Consider the following 16,747-nt stretch of genomic DNA (forward strand, 5'->3'; position numbering starts at 1 on the left):
CGTTTTTTCGATTGATCCGCCCGGTTCAGAAGTGAGCCGGGCGTTTTCGTGCCCGGCATGGCGGATCGGTTAGGCGGCGTTGCGCTCACTCTTTGAGTGTTCCCACCGTTCAAGGTCCTCAAGCCGCCAGCGCGAACAGCCGGCAGAGAGGTGGACCGGCTTAGGAAAGCTCTGGTCAGACTTCACCCATCGCCAGATTGACGGGCGAGAAACACCGTAACGCTGAGCAACGGCTTTATCCTGGAGGTAGACAGTCACTTGGCGGCTCCATCTGTATTCGATGGATGCAATGTGACGCGAATCGGTTGCGTGCCGGCAGTGGCGTAAAATAAGTCAGATTTTTGGAGGTGGCACAGTCGCCGTTAATACCGTCTCACCACGGGCGTGAACTTCATCTGACCACGCAGCGTACTTGCTGGCGATGCGCTCTCGCCGCTTAAGGCGCGCGGGCCACCGCTCAGGGTTGGACGCCCGGGGATGCTTTCGCTTACCGGCGATGTGTGCGGCTATGTCTGCATCCAACAATCTCGGCCGCCCCCTTCCTGGGCCGGCGACGGCAGCGTGCATCGCTGATTGAACGCGCCGCACCGTGGCGGGTGGCGCGTTCAAAGCCGTGGCAGTTCCTATCGCCGCTGCCAATTCTTGCGGCACCAAAGGCGCGAACTCCGCGCCCCGTCGCTTCCGACGCGCTGCCTTATCGAGTAGCGCCGCCATCTCCGTGAGGCGTCTTGCCAAATCCGCGTTATAGCCAGGGGTAAGTATCGTGTCGGCACGCGCTGCGATCTTCGGAACCGCGACCGCAACTAGCCACCGCGCCGCGGCGGCAGCGTCGGTAGCAGACATGCGGACGTGAACATGATCCCGTGCGCCCATGTCAGCGCGCCGCCTGAAAGTGCACAACCTTGCCCCTGACATTGCGGCCGACCATAAAGCCGGCCCAGGCCGTCATCATCGCCCGGCGCTTCTCGATCATGTCGCCGCGCCGATATGCCGCCTCGACCGCATTCGAAATCTTGTGAGCTAGTGCGACCTCGGCCATCTCGCCGGGAAACGCGGTGCGATCCGATACCCAATCGCGAAACGTTGAGCGCAGGCCATGCGGCACTGCCGGGCGCTTCGACACGCGATCAACAAAACCATATCCGCCGTTCTCTTTGTCGTCCTCGTGCAGCCGCTTCATGGTTGCGCTTAGCGTCATGTCAGACAGCGAACCGCCCCTCGATGCCGGGAACACAAGCGGATTGTCCTTGAGACGCGGCAGAGTGCGCAGCAGCGCCACAGCGTCAGGAGAGAGCGGAACGCGATGCTCACGCTTCATCTTCATACGGGCGGCCGGAATAACCCACAACGCTTTATCGAGATCGATTTCATCCCACGTCGCGCCGCGCACCTCACCTGACCGGCAGGCAGTCAGGGCCAGGAATTCCAACGCCCGGCTGCCGGTGCCTTCGCGCTTCCGAAGAGACGCAAACCAGCGAGCAGCGTCGTCCAATTGAATCGCAGGCTGATTGCTCTGCTCGGCGATGGCGGAGGGGAGAGGCAGAGATTCCTTGAGGTTCCCAGCCCATCGAGCCGGATTGTCGCCAGTGCGATGGCCGTTCACTGTTGCCCATGACAGCACAGCCTCTATGCGACCGCGCACGCGACTGGCCGTTTCTGTTCGGGCTTCCCAAATCGGTTTGAGCACCCGAAGAACGTCTTGCATGGTGATCTCCGAAACGAGCATCGCGCCAATTTCCGGGACGGCATACGTTGCCAACGTGTTTTCCCATTGCTGGCGGTGCTTAGCGTTTTTGAAGTTTTTCAGTTTAGTCTTGAGGTATCTATCAACAGCATCCTTGAACGTCAGGCCGCGAGCTTGTTGCGCGGCGAGAGCCGCGCGGGCGGCCTTGCGTTCTTCGACAGGATCGACGCCGTTGCGGATTTTTTCTTTGGCCTCACGCGCGCGCCGCACAGCGTCCGCAAGGGGCACGTCGGGATAGCCGCCGAGGCCGATCTCACGGCGCTTGGTGCCTACGACTGTTCGCAGCAGCCATGTGCGCGCCCCTCCCTCGGTGCATTGAAGGAGCAGTCCGGCAACGTTGCCCACGGCGAACGTCGCGTTTCCGCCCCGGCCCGGATGCCGCAACCGCGCCACTTGAAGCGCGGTCATATCCTTCGCTTTTATCGGCACGTCGCAACCCCTCATCGTACCCGCCATAACGGATACGATTTATAGCGACGACGTGTGACGGATCAAGACATGTGAAGTGTTGCGACTTTCGCAACACGCTGATTTTGAGTTACAATTTGCTACACTAAGCAACGACGTGAAACAGGCTCATGGCGGCCACTCTCTCCGCCACCCCCAAAAAATTCGTTTCTTATTTCGATCTGGAGACAGGCCAAAACGCGGCCATTTTCCTGCATTCCTGCCGGCGGAGAACTCCAATCGGTCCTCCAACAGGGGCCTGAATGAAGCCGGAGAACCGAATTTTCTCCGAATCTTAGAACCTGCAAAATTGGTCTAGTACGGCATTTCTCGCAAAATTAGCGGCTTGGTTGCGCGGCGGTTTGGATCTCTCTCCCTCAATCGAGTGACAAATTGGGTACTTCCCACCTCAGCCCCGTATTCCGGCTCCGGCAGAAAAATTTCCAGGAGACGCACGAGCCGGAATTCCCAAAGGTCTCCGGGCTCCCGTGTTGCGGCGACGGGTTGGACCAGAACTGCCGCCGCCGGACCGTGGCGTTCGTTCGAAGCGGCCTTCCCACGTCAACTAGGAAAAGTTGGCAATACGTCGGCTAGAACGCCACGCGAGGTCGCTCCTGCAGCCAGACTAGATGCTGTGGCGGATTGCTGCGATCGACAAGCTTGCGCCCCCCGCTCATAAATTGGCGCTAGAGGGCTCGCGCATCGGGACGAAGACCGCCGTTGAGGAGCGTAAGCGATGTTCTCAGGCCACGCGCCAGCGTTCTTGGGTAGCGAGATAGGCCCAGGGTAGCAGTTCGTCGATCTGGCTGTTCGGGTGGTCGTTGACGATGCGGGTGATGACGTCGGCGAGATAGGCGTGGGGTTCGACGCCGATGAGCTTGCAGGTTTCGATCAGTGAGGCGATGACGGCCCAGTGTTCGCCGCCGCCGTCCGAGCCAGCGAACAGGGCGTTCTTGCGGTTGAGCGCGATTGGGCGGATAGCGCGCTCGACGACGTTGGAATCGATCTCGACGCGGCCGTCGGCAATGAAGCGCGTCAGCCCGTCCCAACGCGACAGCGCATATCGGACGGCCTCCGCGAGTTTGGTCTTCTGGCTAATCAGACCAAGCTTGGCGCGCAGCCAGGGTTCGAACTCGTCGGCGATCGGCCGGCTCTTCTCTTGGCGGACGGCGCGACGCTCGTCGGCGGTGCGGCCGCGGATCTCGGCTTCGATGACGTAGAGCCCGGCGATACGTTCGAGTGCCTCGCTGGCGATCGGTGCGGGACCGGCCGCGGCGAGTTCGTAGAAGCGCCGGCGCACATGGGACCAGCAGAACGCCAGTTCTACGTCACCGCGCTCGGCCAGGACCCGATAGCCGGCATAGCCGTCGACCTGGAGGATGCCGGCAAAACCCGCGAGGTGGACGATCGGCCGTTCGGCCTTGCGATCGGGAGCGTAGACATAGGCGACGGCGGGCGGGTCCGTGCCGCCCCAGGGCCGGTCGTCGCGGGCATAGGCCCAGAGCTGGCCGGTCTTGGTGCGGCCGCGTCCGGGATCGAGCACCGGGGCGGTGGTCTCGTCGGCAAACAGTTTTGGCGACTGCTTCAGCCTCGCGAGCAGTCGCTCATGCACCGGCCGCAACAGGAAGGCTGCCCGCCCGACCCAATCGGCCAGGGTCGAGCGATCCAGCTCGAGGCCCTGGCGGGCGTAAATTTGAGCCTGCCGATACAGCGGCAGATGGTCGGCATATTTGGCGACGAGTACCTGCGCCACGGTGGCTTCGGTCGGTAGCCCGCCCTCGATCAGCCGCGCTGGCGCCGGTGCCTGTACCATGGTCTCGCAGGCCCGGCAGGCATACTTCGGCCGCCTTACGACTAGGACCCGGAACTGGGCCGGGACGATATCCAGTCGTTCGCTCACATCCTCGCCGATCCGGTGCAGCGCCTGCTGACAGCACGGGCAGGCGTGATCGTCGAGGTCGACCAGCATCTCGACCCGCGGCAGATGCGCCGGCAACGCTCCTCTGTTCCTGCGGCGCCGTGCGGCTCGGCTCGATCGCTCGGCAGCATTGGCTGCATCGGTCGCCGCATCACTGCTCGCCTCGACCTGCTCGACCTCCTCCAGGCCGAGCAGCAACTGGTCCTCCGGCAGCGTCTCGGCCCGGCGGCCGAAGCGATGACGCTGCAACTCCTTGATGATCTGCTCGAGCCGCGCGGCGCGCGCCCGTTCGGCCAGCAGCATCGCCTTGAGCGTGCCGGGATCGTCCGGAAGCGTGTCGGCCGTCGTCGCCATGATGCGATTACACCATGCGTCGCGGCATCCCGCGAGCGCGACATGCATACTGATTCACTGTGCCGCAGTTCAACTCGCTTGGATCGGCGACGGTGTCTCGCGCGCGGCGTGGACGCGCTTCCAGTCTAGTCCTTCGAGCAAGGCTGACAGCTGCGCCGCGGTCAGGCGAATGACGCCGTCCTGCACGTTGGGCCAGCAGAACGAACCGGTCTCAAGCCGCTTGGCGAACAGGCACACACCCGTGCCGTCCCAATAGATCAGCTTTACCCGGTCGGCGCGCTTGGCGCGGAACACATACACGGCGCCGGAGAACGGATCGGCCTGGATGCTCTCACGCACCAGGGCCGCGAGCCCTTCGGCACCCTTGCGGAAGTCGACCGGCCTGGTCGCCACCATCACCCGCACCGCGCCCGTCGGACCGATCACGTGCAGGTCTTCAGCGCATGGATCACGGCCGCAATCGTCGCGGCATCCGCGCCGCGGCCGACCCGGACCGCGACGCCGTTGATCTCGAGCTCGATGATGCTGCTGTTCTCGGCGCCCTCGAGCGCCTTCCGGAGGCGTCGGCGCTGCCGCGGTGAGCGCTCCGGCGGCGTGGACGATGGGGTAACGACAGCGGGCACGAACGTCTGCGGCTCGGGAGCCACAGGGATCGCAACCGGCTGTCGCATTTGCCGGCGCCACGTAAACAGCTGTTGCGGCGACAATCCGTGCCGCCGCGCGACCTCCGATACCACGGCTCCCGGGGCCAGCGTCTCCTCGACGAACCGCGCCTTGTCGTCGGCCGAGAACTGCCGGCGTCGGCCGCTCTCCGTGATGACCTCGACCAGACGAACCGAGGTCCTGGGCTCAAGCATATGTTCAAGCTTAGACACAAGCCGATCTCCAATCAGAGATCGATCATTCCTCGCTCGACGCCTTCAATGGAAGGTGGGACCGAAACAGCGCTTACTGAGGAGCAACTGCCAGACAGGATTGAACTGTGACGCACGCCACGTTCGTTACTGAAAATATTGAGGTTTTTCGCCTGGCCAATGGCGTGTGGGTATCAGCGGCGAGAGCAGCGCGCAAGCGGGTTGGGCCCGGCCGCAAGAGGGGCGTCTTCTTAACGGGCTTGCCAAAATTGAGCTTGGCCCAATAGCCAAGCGGCGGGGTAGGTATCTGATAGCGGACACAGGTCTTTCGTAAGCCGATGTCGGACAGCCCAAACTCTTTTGCGAGTTTCACCATGGGGGTTGCCCAGACGAGGTCGTAAAGCTCCTGGCGAGAAAATTCCGCGGATTTGCTCATGGCCGCATCCCGAGTTGCATTGGTCGGTCAGCGGCCGATTTATGTCATAACTTTCATACGCGCGCGACGCTGCGCCGAGCTTCCCGATCACACGGTTAAGGGGGCGGTCGCTGGCCGGGTTCTTCCATAACAACGCATACGCGAACGAGACGACGGGCCTGGAGCTATCGACGCGATCAGAGCGCAAGTTGCTTAGCCGCTCGCAGCTGCCGACCGCAGCTAAACGTAGCCAGTCGGTTAAGCCTCTAAGCGCGCACTTTCTTACTGCTACATAATTGCCCGGCCCTGGTCAGAGCCGGAATGCCAACCAGCGAGCCTGCGACTGGCACTCCGACCCGAGAGACTTCTGTGGGGCTAGCGAAAGCTCGCCGGCCTGATGGGCTCCGTGCGGGGTCGCCGCCATCCCCACCGCCACGATTGCTCCGCCCCAAAGTGCGGCTTCTCCCGTGGTCCCCGCGCTTATTAGGGTCCGGGTCCCCTTACTAGTTGAGACTTAGTCTGTGCCAGTGGTCGACGTCATCTCCACGATTTTCTTGAATTCGCTCAGAAGCTCCGGGTGATGTTTCTCCAGATATTTTACGATCTTTGGATTGCCAACAAGCTTCGCCAGATAGCCTCTTGCGATAGTTAGGTACAGATGATCTTGGCCATATGTGTCTTGGATGGAGGTTATTGCTTGCTGGAGCTTTGCAAGTTCACTTTCCATCCGAGACAAGGCCTCGGCTGTCATTCCCTTCATTCTCTTAGGTCTTGCCGTATCAACGAGCTGCGCTTGCGGGGTGCCCGCAAGTATTGCCGAGGCGTAGCCTACCGTGTAGTTGTTGGCGTTGATTAGGAGTTCTGCAGCCTCGATCTGTCGAATCGGGAGCATTTTACGTAGGACGTCAAAGGTTGCCATCGGACAAATCTTGTCTTTAAGGAGCGCCACCACTTCTTCGCAGATGCCGTCGACGAGCGCCGCCTTCCGCAGAAGGCTCCGCGTGTTAATGTTCAGCGCCTTTGCGATCTTTTCCTTCGGAACGTTTCGCTCGATCGCTTTAGCGATCATTCGCTGCTCTTGAATCGCAGACAATCGGCTTATCCGCTTATTGTAGGTAAAGGACTCGTCGTCGAGAGCGAGGAGGCATTCAACTTGAGTCTCTCCAAGCTCCTTGAGCACCTCGATACGAAGGTGACCGTCCAGCAAAAGGTAGATCCCTTGCCTCTGTTTGTCTCGGCAAACGACTGGAGGCTCGACGATCCCGATCTCTCTGATCGAGCACGCAATTTGTTGATACTTATGGCTAGCCTTAACTGTCTTTCCGATAGCTCGCACCGGAAGGATAGTATGAATATCTACAACCTCAGTGTCAGAGCTGAAGGCTTGAAGCACTTCTTTCAGAACACCCGGGCTAACGTATCGGTTCATAGCTTGGTCTCGCTGCCAGTCGTTCCTGTAGGATGGACGGCATCAGAGCTAGCTCCTCTGACTGAAGTATTCGGACAAACTCCCTATCTTCACGAAGCGCCCGAAAAGCTTCAACGATAAACAGCAGCCTGTTCTGCGTCACTTCGGCCTTCTTTATCAGAAGCCGTTGTCGGTCAGCCTCCTGCCGATAAACTCGAATCATGGACTCACTAGTCAGTGGCCGCTTCGACGTCTCTCGACGACCGAAGGTTTGACCGTGCAGATGCTTGCCTCGTCTCTGACGCTGCTCAATTAGGCGGCGGACGGCGACTAGCTTCTTCCCCCTCAACTTCTTCTCTGAATACGCCTGTGTTAGCGCGCGTTGGACGTCATTGTCGTCGCATTTTGCGATCTCGATCGCCATATTGAGGGGAAGAATGCCAGTTTCGACGGCGTTTACCAGGCGTTCCTCACCATTTTCTAGTAGGTTGCTAATCATTCGGACATAGTCAGCAGTTACACCAATCTTCTCCGCGATCTCCCGATCGTCGTAACCGCGCCCGCGCAGTGTAGTAATGTCCTCAAGAAGGTCGAGAGCGCGGTGTTGGCGCCGCGCGCAATTTTCAACCAAACTCATGACTAGGCAGTCACTCTCGTCAGCGTCGATTACAATGGCCGGTATTTCGCGCTGTCCAAGCTGTGCGAATGCTTCGACGCGCCCCTGCCCGCACACAAGATCATACTGACACGCATCTGCTTCGGAAGTTCGAGGGCTCACTGTTATGGGTCGCTTCAATCCCACACTTGCAATGCTATTCACTATTTCCCGAAAATTTCGTTGGTTCCGTGCCCGTGGATTGAGGATCCGAATCTGATCAATTGGAATGTTCTTAATCTCGCGTCGTGGAGAACTTGGCGCCACATGGTTATTCATGCCGCTTCTCCAAATGAGCATCGCCGAGCCAGCGAATATAGAAAATCCAGCGTTTCGAACCGATACGCGTCCAAACAGAGTGCGTTGTCTTGACCAAGCTTCAAATGCGGGATCGTGAGGTCGAGGCTAGGAAATACGTAATAGTCCAATATGTCCGTATTTGAGGTGCACAGCCGAACAGCAATCGTTAGGTCCGGAAAAAGACCCGTATCCAGTCTAATGTGCCATCGGTAGCCTGACCCGTAGCTAGCCGCTCGCGCGATCACGATGGCCGTGGAGAACTGACCGTTGACCGTGAGAAGTTGAGTTTCGTCGCGGGACACGTTGCCGCCCGCGAGCTCGAAGCCACTAATTATTCTGCTAACGACCGTCGGGTAAGCGTCTCTTATTAGACGGTTGATCTCAATGTAGGAATAATCACGATCAGGGACGTATCCAATCAAGCTATAGGCTCTAGTCAAACTTCCGAAACGGCGCCTGTATACGCTCGCTGATGGCATGTCGTCGCGTTCATCGATTACCACTCCGGAAAGATAGCCTTCTTCGTCGAGTATCGTCTGAAGCAACCTTAGAAGTTCTTCATCAGAGTACCCTGCGCTTCGTGCATCGATAATAGCGCGGGCACGCTCAAAGAGAGCGCGACTGACAACCGCGGGAAACGCGGAGTCAGAACGAACCCAAGTCTCGGGACTATTTGCAACCCTCTTTTGCTTTAGCTTGAACGAAACCCGATTAAAGACGTTGTTCCCGATGTATTTTTCATTCGTGAGAATTTGATGGACCGAGGCACTGGTCCACGGTCGCCCGAAGTCCGTGAGACTGCCGTTTGCGTTGAGATCCGACGCGATTTCTTTTTCGGACCGGCCTTGATGAACGAACAGCTGATAAATTTCGCGAATCTGCTCAACCTCTTCGGAGGGCCCGAGTGTGAGCACTACTCGGTCGGTCTGAAGGCTTTTTCGATCTCCTCTGTTGAGAATTCCCTTGGAAATTCGGTTCTCGTCGATCAACTGACGCCGAAGACCGTAGCCCGCGGGGCCTCCCTGCCTAAAACCGAGCTCCACCAGTCGGCATTGGCCCGCGAATACCTTGATGGATAGTTCCCGGCTGTATTCGCCAGCCATAACGCGCTTAACGTTCTTAAGCAGAACCGATCCGATGCTGCCATCGTTATCAAATTGCTCACCGCAATAATGAACCCGAATTCCGGCTCGAGAGCAGACATACTCATAGTAGGCTCCCTCGTCTGCATCTTGGAAACGTCCCCAGCGGCTAACATCGTAAACAAGAATGGCTGAGAAGTTGGCGTTTCCCGTCTGGACTTCTCGCACGAGACGTTGGAGACCTTCCCGGCCGTCAACTCTCAGCCCGCTTCGACCCGAGTCCTCGAATACCTCGGTGATACGGAAACCTCGTTCTTCCGCGTAACGTTCAATGGTCTTTAGTTGGTTCTCGGTCGAATACTTTTGATGGTCGGTTGACATGCGGACGTAAGCCGCCGCGCGTCGGCTGTCACCCTGTCCTTCGTCTGCGGTGAAACGTCGACGCATCAAAGCCGCGTCCTCATGGAATAGCTGTTTTCCTGCCGTCACCTTGCGGCCGCCGGGGCGCGGTAATCATAAAAAGCAGGGTGAGGGAATGTCGTTTCCAAAAAAGGGCAATTTGTTTCCTCGAGCTCCAAGTGACGATCTTGTTGCCAATTACGGAGCGCACTCGAAAATCTTTGCCGCGAGAGTCGCCTCGGCCTTAAACGATGAACTTGGAAAGACGACCGCTCATGTGAAGATCGTCGCAGCTTGGACAGGAGCCAATGAGCGTACTGTAAAGAATTGGTTCGCGGGACACTACGGCCCCAGCGGAGATCACCTCGTCACGCTCATCAAGCATTGTGACACTGTATTGATGGCCGTGCTTTCGATGGCGGGTCGTGATCAGCTGCTCATTGGCGCGAAAATCGAGGACATTGAGCGCCGGGTAACCCAATTGCTAGAAATGCTTCGGCGACGGGATAGGGGCCCTCCGGGGTGAAATGCTGGTGTGCTCCGGCAACAGAGCCGGTAAGAATATCAAGACGATATCGCTTCGCTCGTGGAGAAGAGACTAGCCGACATTTTGAAAGCAGACGATGCATTATTGAAATCCAAAGACGCTGCGGACTTCGTTTTACCGTCGGTCTGACCCCGGCGCTTATCGACGATGGCCTGAATTTCTGTCGGACGTGGACTACTTTCTCGAGAGTGCACTCCACAATAAGTTTCTTTGGCGCAACCGGGAGCTTCGAGGTGTCTTGAGCAAGCTTTGTTGGGACCACCCAGACCCGCGTTCAAACTTGGATATGCCTAACGCATACAATGCGGTGGAGCAGCGGATGCTTAAGGAGCAACCTGAGTGGTTCGATGATAACGGCCATCAATTATCGCCTTGGCAATCGCGCCTGTGTCGCTCACGGCACTCCAGCCAGAGCGTTGCCCTGGGGCGTTGTGGTGAATCAGTTGCTGACCTTGATCGCTGATCATGATCGAAGGGCGCTCAATTGAAAACCTGCCTTTGCCATTTCATCGAACGGGACAGTAGTGCTGGCTTGAAGAGCATCGCCGCCAGTCACATGTGATAAGGATCGGGGATCGTTGGCCCGACACAGTGGCAACGCACCCACCGGCCTCATTGAAGGTCGTGTGCGTCCAAATAAGAGCGAGCACGGGCTGCGGTCGAGCACCGCTCGACGCAGTACCTCTACGCAAATGCAACGGCACGAGCCGTCGAGGGAGACCTTGGCGGCGTTTTGCGTGTGGCGCAAAGAAACGGCCCCTTAGGGAAGGTCGGCCAGCCGAGGTTCTTGCACTTTAGGTACGAGGTAAGTCGCGCCGACTTGGGTAGTTGGATTAGCCTGTTCAGGTACAATGATGCCGCGTCCAACGGCAGTCTAGACCCGCGACGGTACGCGGAGAGGCCGCGAAATCCCATCCCTCTCGCCAACCGAGAGAACCTGAGATGCAGCGGTCGAGCAAATTTTTTTACAGATTCTCTCCCTCCGCCAGCTCCTATCGAAATGTAAGGTAGATCTCTGTTTTCGACGGTCGCCCCCCCGGATTGCTTCTGGGCGCGACAGGGGTTGGAAAGCGAGATCCTTTCTGAATTCGGTCGAGAGCCGAGCTTAACTGCGCTTGCCTCTGTTTCTGCAGCCTTCACACCCGTGCGCTGTCGTTACCGGTGGCGCCTGCTCCGACGGCGCCCGGCGCGGTGCCGAAACGCCGGCGGAAGCCGCGCGCAAAATGCGTGTAGTCGCGAAAGCCGCAGGCGTAGGCAATATCGCTGAGAGGCTGACCTGTCTTCATCAACGCGCGTCGTTCGATCAGACGCGCCGCATGATCCAGACGGGCCGAACATATGTGGTGACCGCATGTCGACCCACGGGCCGTGAACAGCTTCTGCAAATAGCGCAGTGAAATTCCCGCCTCGGCAGCCACCTCCCGCGGAGAGATGTCCGGATCGGCAAAGCGGTCCTTTATGATGCCGCAGACGCGCATGAACAGCTTGTCGTTGTGACGCGAGCCAAGCGGGGCGGGAGGTGCAAACAGTGCGCCGAGGAGATCGTAGACCACCAGATGCATAAATTGATCAGTCGACGCGAACGCCGGTTCTGCATCGCTGATCGGGTCAAGAGCGAGTTGACAGAGCAGACGTGACGCTTGCGCCTGCCGAGGACCGCACACGCCACCCTGCGGTTCGAAGCCGAGATGCGACGCCAGCTTCTGGCGCGGCACTTGCACACCAAGCCATTGCGCGCTGTCTTCGGCCCGCGAGATGAATGTCACGGGTTTTGTGGAATCGAGCAGGATGACATCGCCAGCAGTGATATTTACGACTCGGTCGTTGTGAATGATGATCGATTCGCCGGTATCCTGAACTGTGACGAAATAGTACTCCATGTTATCACGGCGAATGTCCTGTTCCGTCCGCTCAAGGCGGGTAGCGCTGCAGGTGAGATCCACTGCAGCGAATCCGAAGACGCGCCGCGTGCGCACCTTGCTGGCGAAGATGTTGGTTTCGCGAGCAGGAGTAAACCATCCCCAATCCTCGCGCATTGCAGATCGGAAACCGTCATAGTCCAATTCTGGAGCGCTGAGAAAATCGTCGTTCGGGCGCATCATCACCTCCACGGGTCTTGGTAAAACGAGCCTTGGCAAGCCTAATCGCACGGTTTGTAATGGCCTGCGCCGGAAACCACGGGCAGACGTCGATCAAGCTAGCGTGGCCCGGGACGAGTCCCACTCAACTCTGCGTCACGCCAAATCACGCCCCCGAGATCGTGTCAGCATCGCCGCGAGGCGCGCCAGGCGGTGCGCGCCAGTACGGACGATTGGGCGCGATCGTCTCACGACACCTGAGGTCCAGCCGCCTAGATTCCGATCCTGGTAGTCACGCTTTGACGAGAATCGGAGGCAACAATGATTGCAGAAGTTCAGAATACAATGACGCTAACGGGGAACCGGGCTCTTGTGACCGAGCAGGCAACGCAAAACGAGTCCGATCCTGCCTTGGGAGTTGGGCGGCTTGGAATTCCGGTTCCGCTTCATTGTTTGCCCGTGACGGATGCCACCGTTCTTGAGTTGTACGAATATGTTTTCGCGCCTTGGGTGAAAATGCTCGGCCTTCGTGAGTTCAAGGTCTGCCCGGGCATCGTGTCCGCGATGCTTCCACAAAATGATGCGCTCAAATTGTCAAGCTGTGCGGTGTGTGGCCAGGCAATTATGGCGGCCATTGACTCGGTTGCATCACTGTCCGCGGGCACGACGGGGCGCATCACTAAAGGCACCGTGTATCAGCACACTCACTTCCTGCGTCCAGCCGTCAACGATGACTATCATGTACGAGCGGAAGCATTGCGCTTTGGCAAAGCGTCGGCCTTCACGGAAACCCGCGTTTCGTTTGCGTCTACGGGAACGTTGGTTGCACACGCCAGCCTGGAATTCGCCTTCTGACTCGCATCCAAGGCTTCATCACCCCAACCCGCCGCTCCTGACGTCTGTTGAAGCTCGTTCTCGGACATCCCGGTCGCGGTACTCCGCCAGTTCCTGACCAGCCATACCGGCTGATCATCTCGCATTGACCCGCAACCCTCACCACCGGAGGCAAACCATGACCAGGACTATTCTCATCACCGGCACATCGAGCGGCTTCGGCCGCGAAACCGCGGAAAGGCTGGCGCGCGACGGCTATCGCGTGTTCGCCGCGATGCGCGACATCGCCAGCCGCAATCGCAGGCACGCCGACGCGCTACGAAGCCAGAAAATAGGCGTCGTGGAACTCGACGTTACCGATGACGGCTCGGTCGATCGCGCCATTGCTTCTATCCTCGCCGAGGCCGGCAAGATCAACGTGCTGGTCAACAACGCCGGCATTGCGTCGGTCGGCGTGACCGAAGCCTTCACGGCGGATCAGGCGAAGGCGATCTTCGACACCAACGTCATCGGGCTCCTCCGCGTTACACGGGCAGTGCTGCCTTCGATGCGTCGGGAGCGCGACGGCCTCATTATCAACATGGGCTCGGTCCTCGGCCGCGTGACGTTCCCCTTCGTCGGCATCTACGGCGCGAGCAAGATGGCGATCGAAGCTTTGACCGACAGCATTCGGCTGGAGGTCTCCCAACTCGGCGTAGACGTGGTGGAAGTTCAACCTGGCGCTTACCCGACAAGCCTGTACTCGAGCATCCAGAGGCCTGCCGACGGCGACATCACGAAGTCCTACGGCGAGGTCGGCCAGATTCCCGACGCCATCTACAAGACCTTCACGTCAATGCTGCAGGGAAAGAACGCTCCGAAGCCTCACGACATTGCCGAGGCCGTCGCCAAGCTCGTCGGCCAGGCGAAGGGCAGTCGCGCCGCTCGGACGGTGGTGGGCACGTCGTTCGGTGCTGACAAGATCAATGCCGACATCGCGCCCGTCCAGAAGGCCGTCGTCGACGGTCTGGGCCTCGGGCATCTCGAAGAACTCGCGTGATGGAGCGTTCCGGGTCGGCGCCTGCCGTCGACCCGTCCTCACGCGGCAGCATGCTGGCGGGCGCGCCCTGCCAGGAGCTTAACAAGGAGAACTCAAATGCCTCTGTGGCATATTTACTGCCCGGAAAATGCGTACTCAGCCGAGGACAAGCGCGCGCTTGCGACGCGTATCACGGACCTCTACGCGGATGTCGGCCTGCCCCGGTTCTATGCAAGCATTGTCTTTCACGAATTGCCAAAGAACTCGTTCTTTGTCGGCGGAAAGGCAACGAACGATTTTGTCCGGATTTGGATTGATCAGATTGCTCGCGCAACTGCTCCCGAGCGGCGAGCGTGGTGGCTGGAGCGCGTCAACACTACGCTCAATCCCTTCGCACGCGAGCGGGGTTATCGCTGGGAGGTCCACATTGACGAAACGCCAATCGATTTCTGGACCATCCAAGGAATGAAGCCGCCTAACCCCGATTCTGAGGCTGAAAAGCACTGGGTCAAAGAGGACCGCCCGTCAGCATATAGCTGAGTGTGGGCGCAGCCTTCAGCGAGCCGATCGCAGCAATGGGTATCAATCCGCCAAGCTTCGGCGGCGCGAACGCCTAAATGCCGAAAGGCGCGGGCGGACGCAATACGCCCGGCCGGCTCGTCGCAGTGTTCTTCAGCCTCGACGTTTTACAGGTTTTATGTCGCAACCCAAAGGAGATCGCTATGTCGATCCGTAGCATGTTTGTAGCCGCAGCATTCGCCTTGGCCTCTCTGGAGGCCGCCCACGCCGATGGCCTGCGTCCGATTGATGGTATGAGCATCGACCTCGGCGAAGTGTCCGGTGTCGCCTACTACACCGTCGGGCGCGACGGATTCCATGTTGTCACGACCCTCGCACAAGGCATGGCGGGAACGCCGATCCGTATTGTGTCTGTTCTTGCACCGGGTCAGCGTGTGGCGTTCTCAACACCGTACCAGGCAGATGCGCTCGAAATCAGCCGGAACGGCGACAGCGTGCTCGTCCGCAAGGTGAAATCGGTCTCGAACTAAATTTCGAGCGAATTGGCGCCTTCTCACGATGATTCCAATGCGGAAAGGGGACGGGCGAACGCAATGCCGCCCGGCCGGCCCGCCGCAGTGCTCTTCAGCCTCGACGCCTTACAGGTTTTGCGTCGCAATCCAAAGGAGATCGCTATGTCGACAATCGGACGAGACGATCATATGAAGATTCTCGTCGTTTCGACCCCCATGACCGGCCATCTCAATCCGCTGCTTGCGATCGGCCACATCTTGATCGCGGAGGGCCACGAACTTGCCTTTTTGACCGGGAGCCCCCTGCGTAGCCGTGTCGCGCGGTTCAAAGCAAATTTCTGTCCGCTCCCCAAAGAGGCGGATATTAATGCAAACGAAATTGTCATGTCCGACGAAGTAAAGGCCGCGCCACTCGGGCCACAATGGCGGCGCTTAGTAATCGAACGCCTCTTCGTCGATCCCATTCCCGGTCAGCACAGCGGCATGCTCAAGGTCCTGCGGGAATTCCCCGCCGACGTCATCATCGGCGACGACATGTTTTTTGGCGTCCTGCCGATGCTGCTCGGACCGCGCTCGAAACGCCCGCCCATCGTTCTTTGCGGCACATCCATCTTGCACTGGCAACGCGACGACAAAGCGCCAGTTTTTGCGGGTCTGCCGCCCGCAGCCACCCGAGCGCAACTCGACGAATATGCCGCCTTCGCGCGAGAACAGGACAAGATCGTCGACGGGCCTCTCGGCCTTTGCGTCAATCGGTACCTGAGGGAGCTGGGCGTTGGACCGGTGACCAAGCCTCTCTTTGAATCCGTCGTAGAGCTTGCAGATGCCTATATGCAGCTGACGGTGCCGCGTTTTGAGTTTCCACGCGATATCCCTTCCTCGGTGACTTTTGTTGGCACCCCTCCGATTATACCCAACCAGGTCCCGCTTCCGTCGTGGGCGCACGAACTGGACGGCTCGCGCAAGGTTGTGCTGGTGACGCAGGGTACGTTGGCAAACCACGATTTCGACCTGTTGATCGCGCCGGCGCTCGCGGGACTCGCGAACGAACCTGACTTGCTTGTGGTCGTCACAGCAGGCGGTCGCGCGGTCGGCGACATTCCCGGCCCAATTCCCGGCAATGCGCGTCTCTCCAGCTATCTGCCGTTCGAGTGGCTTCTGCCCAAGGTCGACGTGCTCGTCACCAACGGTGGATATGGGAGTGTCAACCAGGCGATGAGCTTTGGAATTCCGCTTGTGACCGCAGGGTTGACGGAAGACAAGGCGGACGTGAACGCGCGTGTGGCATGGTCCGGGGTCGGAATCAATCTTGCGACCAACAATCCGACACCGCAAGCGTTGCGCGAGGCCGTGCGGAGCGTGCTCGACAAGCCGGACTATCGTTCGGGTGCCTCAGCTATGGCCGACGAGTTCAAGACGATCGACACTCGCTCCGAAATCCTGCGGATCATCAACCAAGTCGCGCAAGGGTCGAATGAGATAAGCGACCCGGGCGGCACCACGGTCGCTAAGCAAGGTCGACGTGTCGCCGCCAATCGGTGACTTGCTTCCGCTCCCGGGAAGGATGGAAGGTTGATTCTTCCGTCCTTCGTCTGGGAGGCGATCGATATCTCCGCGGACACGCGCCGCATCTGACGACGCGCGGGATCAGCAACGTATCGGA

General features: G+C 59.2%; 16 protein-coding genes. 6 read left to right on the forward strand and 10 right to left on the reverse strand.

Annotated features, from left to right (window positions below):
- Positions 1-69 precede the first annotated feature (69 nt).
- The 9 genes from AB7Z56_RS02860 to AB7Z56_RS02900 all read right to left on the reverse strand — a co-directional run bounded on the left by AB7Z56_RS02860 (position 70) and on the right by AB7Z56_RS02900 (position 9,666).
- Complete coding sequence (locus tag AB7Z56_RS02860) at positions 70-258, reverse strand: helix-turn-helix transcriptional regulator (protein ID WP_441256162.1); 189 nt, start codon at positions 256-258, stop codon at positions 70-72.
- A gap of 616 nt (positions 259-874) precedes the next feature.
- Positions 875-2,152 carry a tyrosine-type recombinase/integrase gene (locus AB7Z56_RS02865; protein ID WP_441256163.1) on the reverse strand — a complete coding sequence of 426 codons (1,278 nt, stop codon included), beginning with the start codon at positions 2,150-2,152 and terminating at the stop codon, positions 875-877.
- 781 nt (positions 2,153-2,933) lie between these two features.
- Complete coding sequence (tnpC, locus tag AB7Z56_RS02870; RefSeq protein ID WP_283018506.1) at positions 2,934-4,463, reverse strand: IS66 family transposase; 1,530 nt, start codon at positions 4,461-4,463, stop codon at positions 2,934-2,936.
- A 69-nt stretch (positions 4,464-4,532) separates the two neighbouring features.
- Entirely contained in the window at positions 4,533-4,889 is a 357-nt protein-coding gene (gene tnpB, locus AB7Z56_RS02875) for an IS66 family insertion sequence element accessory protein TnpB (RefSeq protein WP_007606730.1), read from the reverse strand.
- The gene (gene tnpA, locus AB7Z56_RS02880) at positions 4,886-5,338 is read right to left on the reverse strand and encodes an IS66-like element accessory protein TnpA (protein ID WP_144030647.1); all 453 of its coding nucleotides are present in this window, start codon (positions 5,336-5,338) and stop codon (positions 4,886-4,888) included. The genes tnpB and tnpA overlap by 4 nt, the downstream gene beginning before the upstream one ends.
- Before the next feature lie 73 nt (positions 5,339-5,411).
- Positions 5,412-5,753, reverse strand: coding sequence for a hypothetical protein (locus AB7Z56_RS02885; RefSeq protein WP_441256164.1), 342 nt, complete (start codon positions 5,751-5,753; stop codon positions 5,412-5,414).
- A 493-nt stretch (positions 5,754-6,246) separates the two neighbouring features.
- Positions 6,247-7,161 carry a plasmid partitioning protein RepB C-terminal domain-containing protein gene (locus tag AB7Z56_RS02890; RefSeq protein WP_354102760.1) on the reverse strand — a complete coding sequence of 305 codons (915 nt, stop codon included), beginning with the start codon at positions 7,159-7,161 and terminating at the stop codon, positions 6,247-6,249.
- On the reverse strand, positions 7,145-8,074 hold the full coding sequence (locus AB7Z56_RS02895) for a plasmid partitioning protein RepB C-terminal domain-containing protein (protein ID WP_354102761.1): 930 nt from the start codon (positions 8,072-8,074) through the stop codon (positions 7,145-7,147). Before AB7Z56_RS02895 ends, AB7Z56_RS02890 begins: the two co-directional genes overlap by 17 nt.
- Positions 8,071-9,666 carry a recombinase family protein gene (locus AB7Z56_RS02900; RefSeq protein ID WP_354102762.1) on the reverse strand — a complete coding sequence of 532 codons (1,596 nt, stop codon included), beginning with the start codon at positions 9,664-9,666 and terminating at the stop codon, positions 8,071-8,073. The genes AB7Z56_RS02895 and AB7Z56_RS02900 overlap by 4 nt, the downstream gene beginning before the upstream one ends.
- Before the next feature lie 46 nt (positions 9,667-9,712).
- Here AB7Z56_RS02900 and AB7Z56_RS02905 point away from each other — a divergent pair, with 46 nt between their 5' ends.
- Positions 9,713-10,102, forward strand: a complete 390-nt coding sequence (locus AB7Z56_RS02905; protein WP_354102763.1) for a hypothetical protein — start codon at positions 9,713-9,715, stop codon at positions 10,100-10,102.
- 1,157 nt (positions 10,103-11,259) lie between these two features.
- Here the strand turns inward: AB7Z56_RS02905 and AB7Z56_RS02910 are convergent.
- Positions 11,260-12,222 carry a helix-turn-helix domain-containing protein gene (locus AB7Z56_RS02910; protein WP_187387879.1) on the reverse strand — a complete coding sequence of 321 codons (963 nt, stop codon included), beginning with the start codon at positions 12,220-12,222 and terminating at the stop codon, positions 11,260-11,262.
- A gap of 300 nt (positions 12,223-12,522) precedes the next feature.
- Between AB7Z56_RS02910 and AB7Z56_RS02915 the strand changes: the two genes are divergently transcribed.
- The 5 genes from AB7Z56_RS02915 (at position 12,523) to AB7Z56_RS02935 (ending at position 16,626) form a co-directional block, all read left to right on the forward strand.
- Positions 12,523-13,056, forward strand: coding sequence for a PaaI family thioesterase (locus AB7Z56_RS02915; protein ID WP_187387880.1), 534 nt, complete (start codon positions 12,523-12,525; stop codon positions 13,054-13,056).
- Between the two features lie 157 nt (positions 13,057-13,213).
- Positions 13,214-14,074: an SDR family oxidoreductase gene (locus tag AB7Z56_RS02920; RefSeq protein WP_063980533.1), complete on the forward strand. Its 861-nt coding sequence runs from the start codon at positions 13,214-13,216 to the stop codon at positions 14,072-14,074.
- A gap of 96 nt (positions 14,075-14,170) precedes the next feature.
- Positions 14,171-14,593 carry a tautomerase family protein gene (locus AB7Z56_RS02925; protein ID WP_063980534.1) on the forward strand — a complete coding sequence of 141 codons (423 nt, stop codon included), beginning with the start codon at positions 14,171-14,173 and terminating at the stop codon, positions 14,591-14,593.
- Positions 14,594-14,670: 77 nt separating this feature from the next.
- Complete coding sequence (locus AB7Z56_RS02930) at positions 14,671-15,102, forward strand: hypothetical protein (RefSeq protein ID WP_231143783.1); 432 nt, start codon at positions 14,671-14,673, stop codon at positions 15,100-15,102.
- Between the two features lie 171 nt (positions 15,103-15,273).
- The gene (locus AB7Z56_RS02935) at positions 15,274-16,626 is read left to right on the forward strand and encodes a glycosyltransferase (RefSeq protein ID WP_063986012.1); all 1,353 of its coding nucleotides are present in this window, start codon (positions 15,274-15,276) and stop codon (positions 16,624-16,626) included.
- The last annotated feature ends 121 nt before the right edge of the window (positions 16,627-16,747 follow it).

It is taken from the genome of Bradyrhizobium sp. 482_C4_N1_8, assembly GCF_052075965.1.
Classification (GTDB): Bacteria; Pseudomonadota; Alphaproteobacteria; order Rhizobiales; family Xanthobacteraceae; genus Bradyrhizobium; species Bradyrhizobium barranii.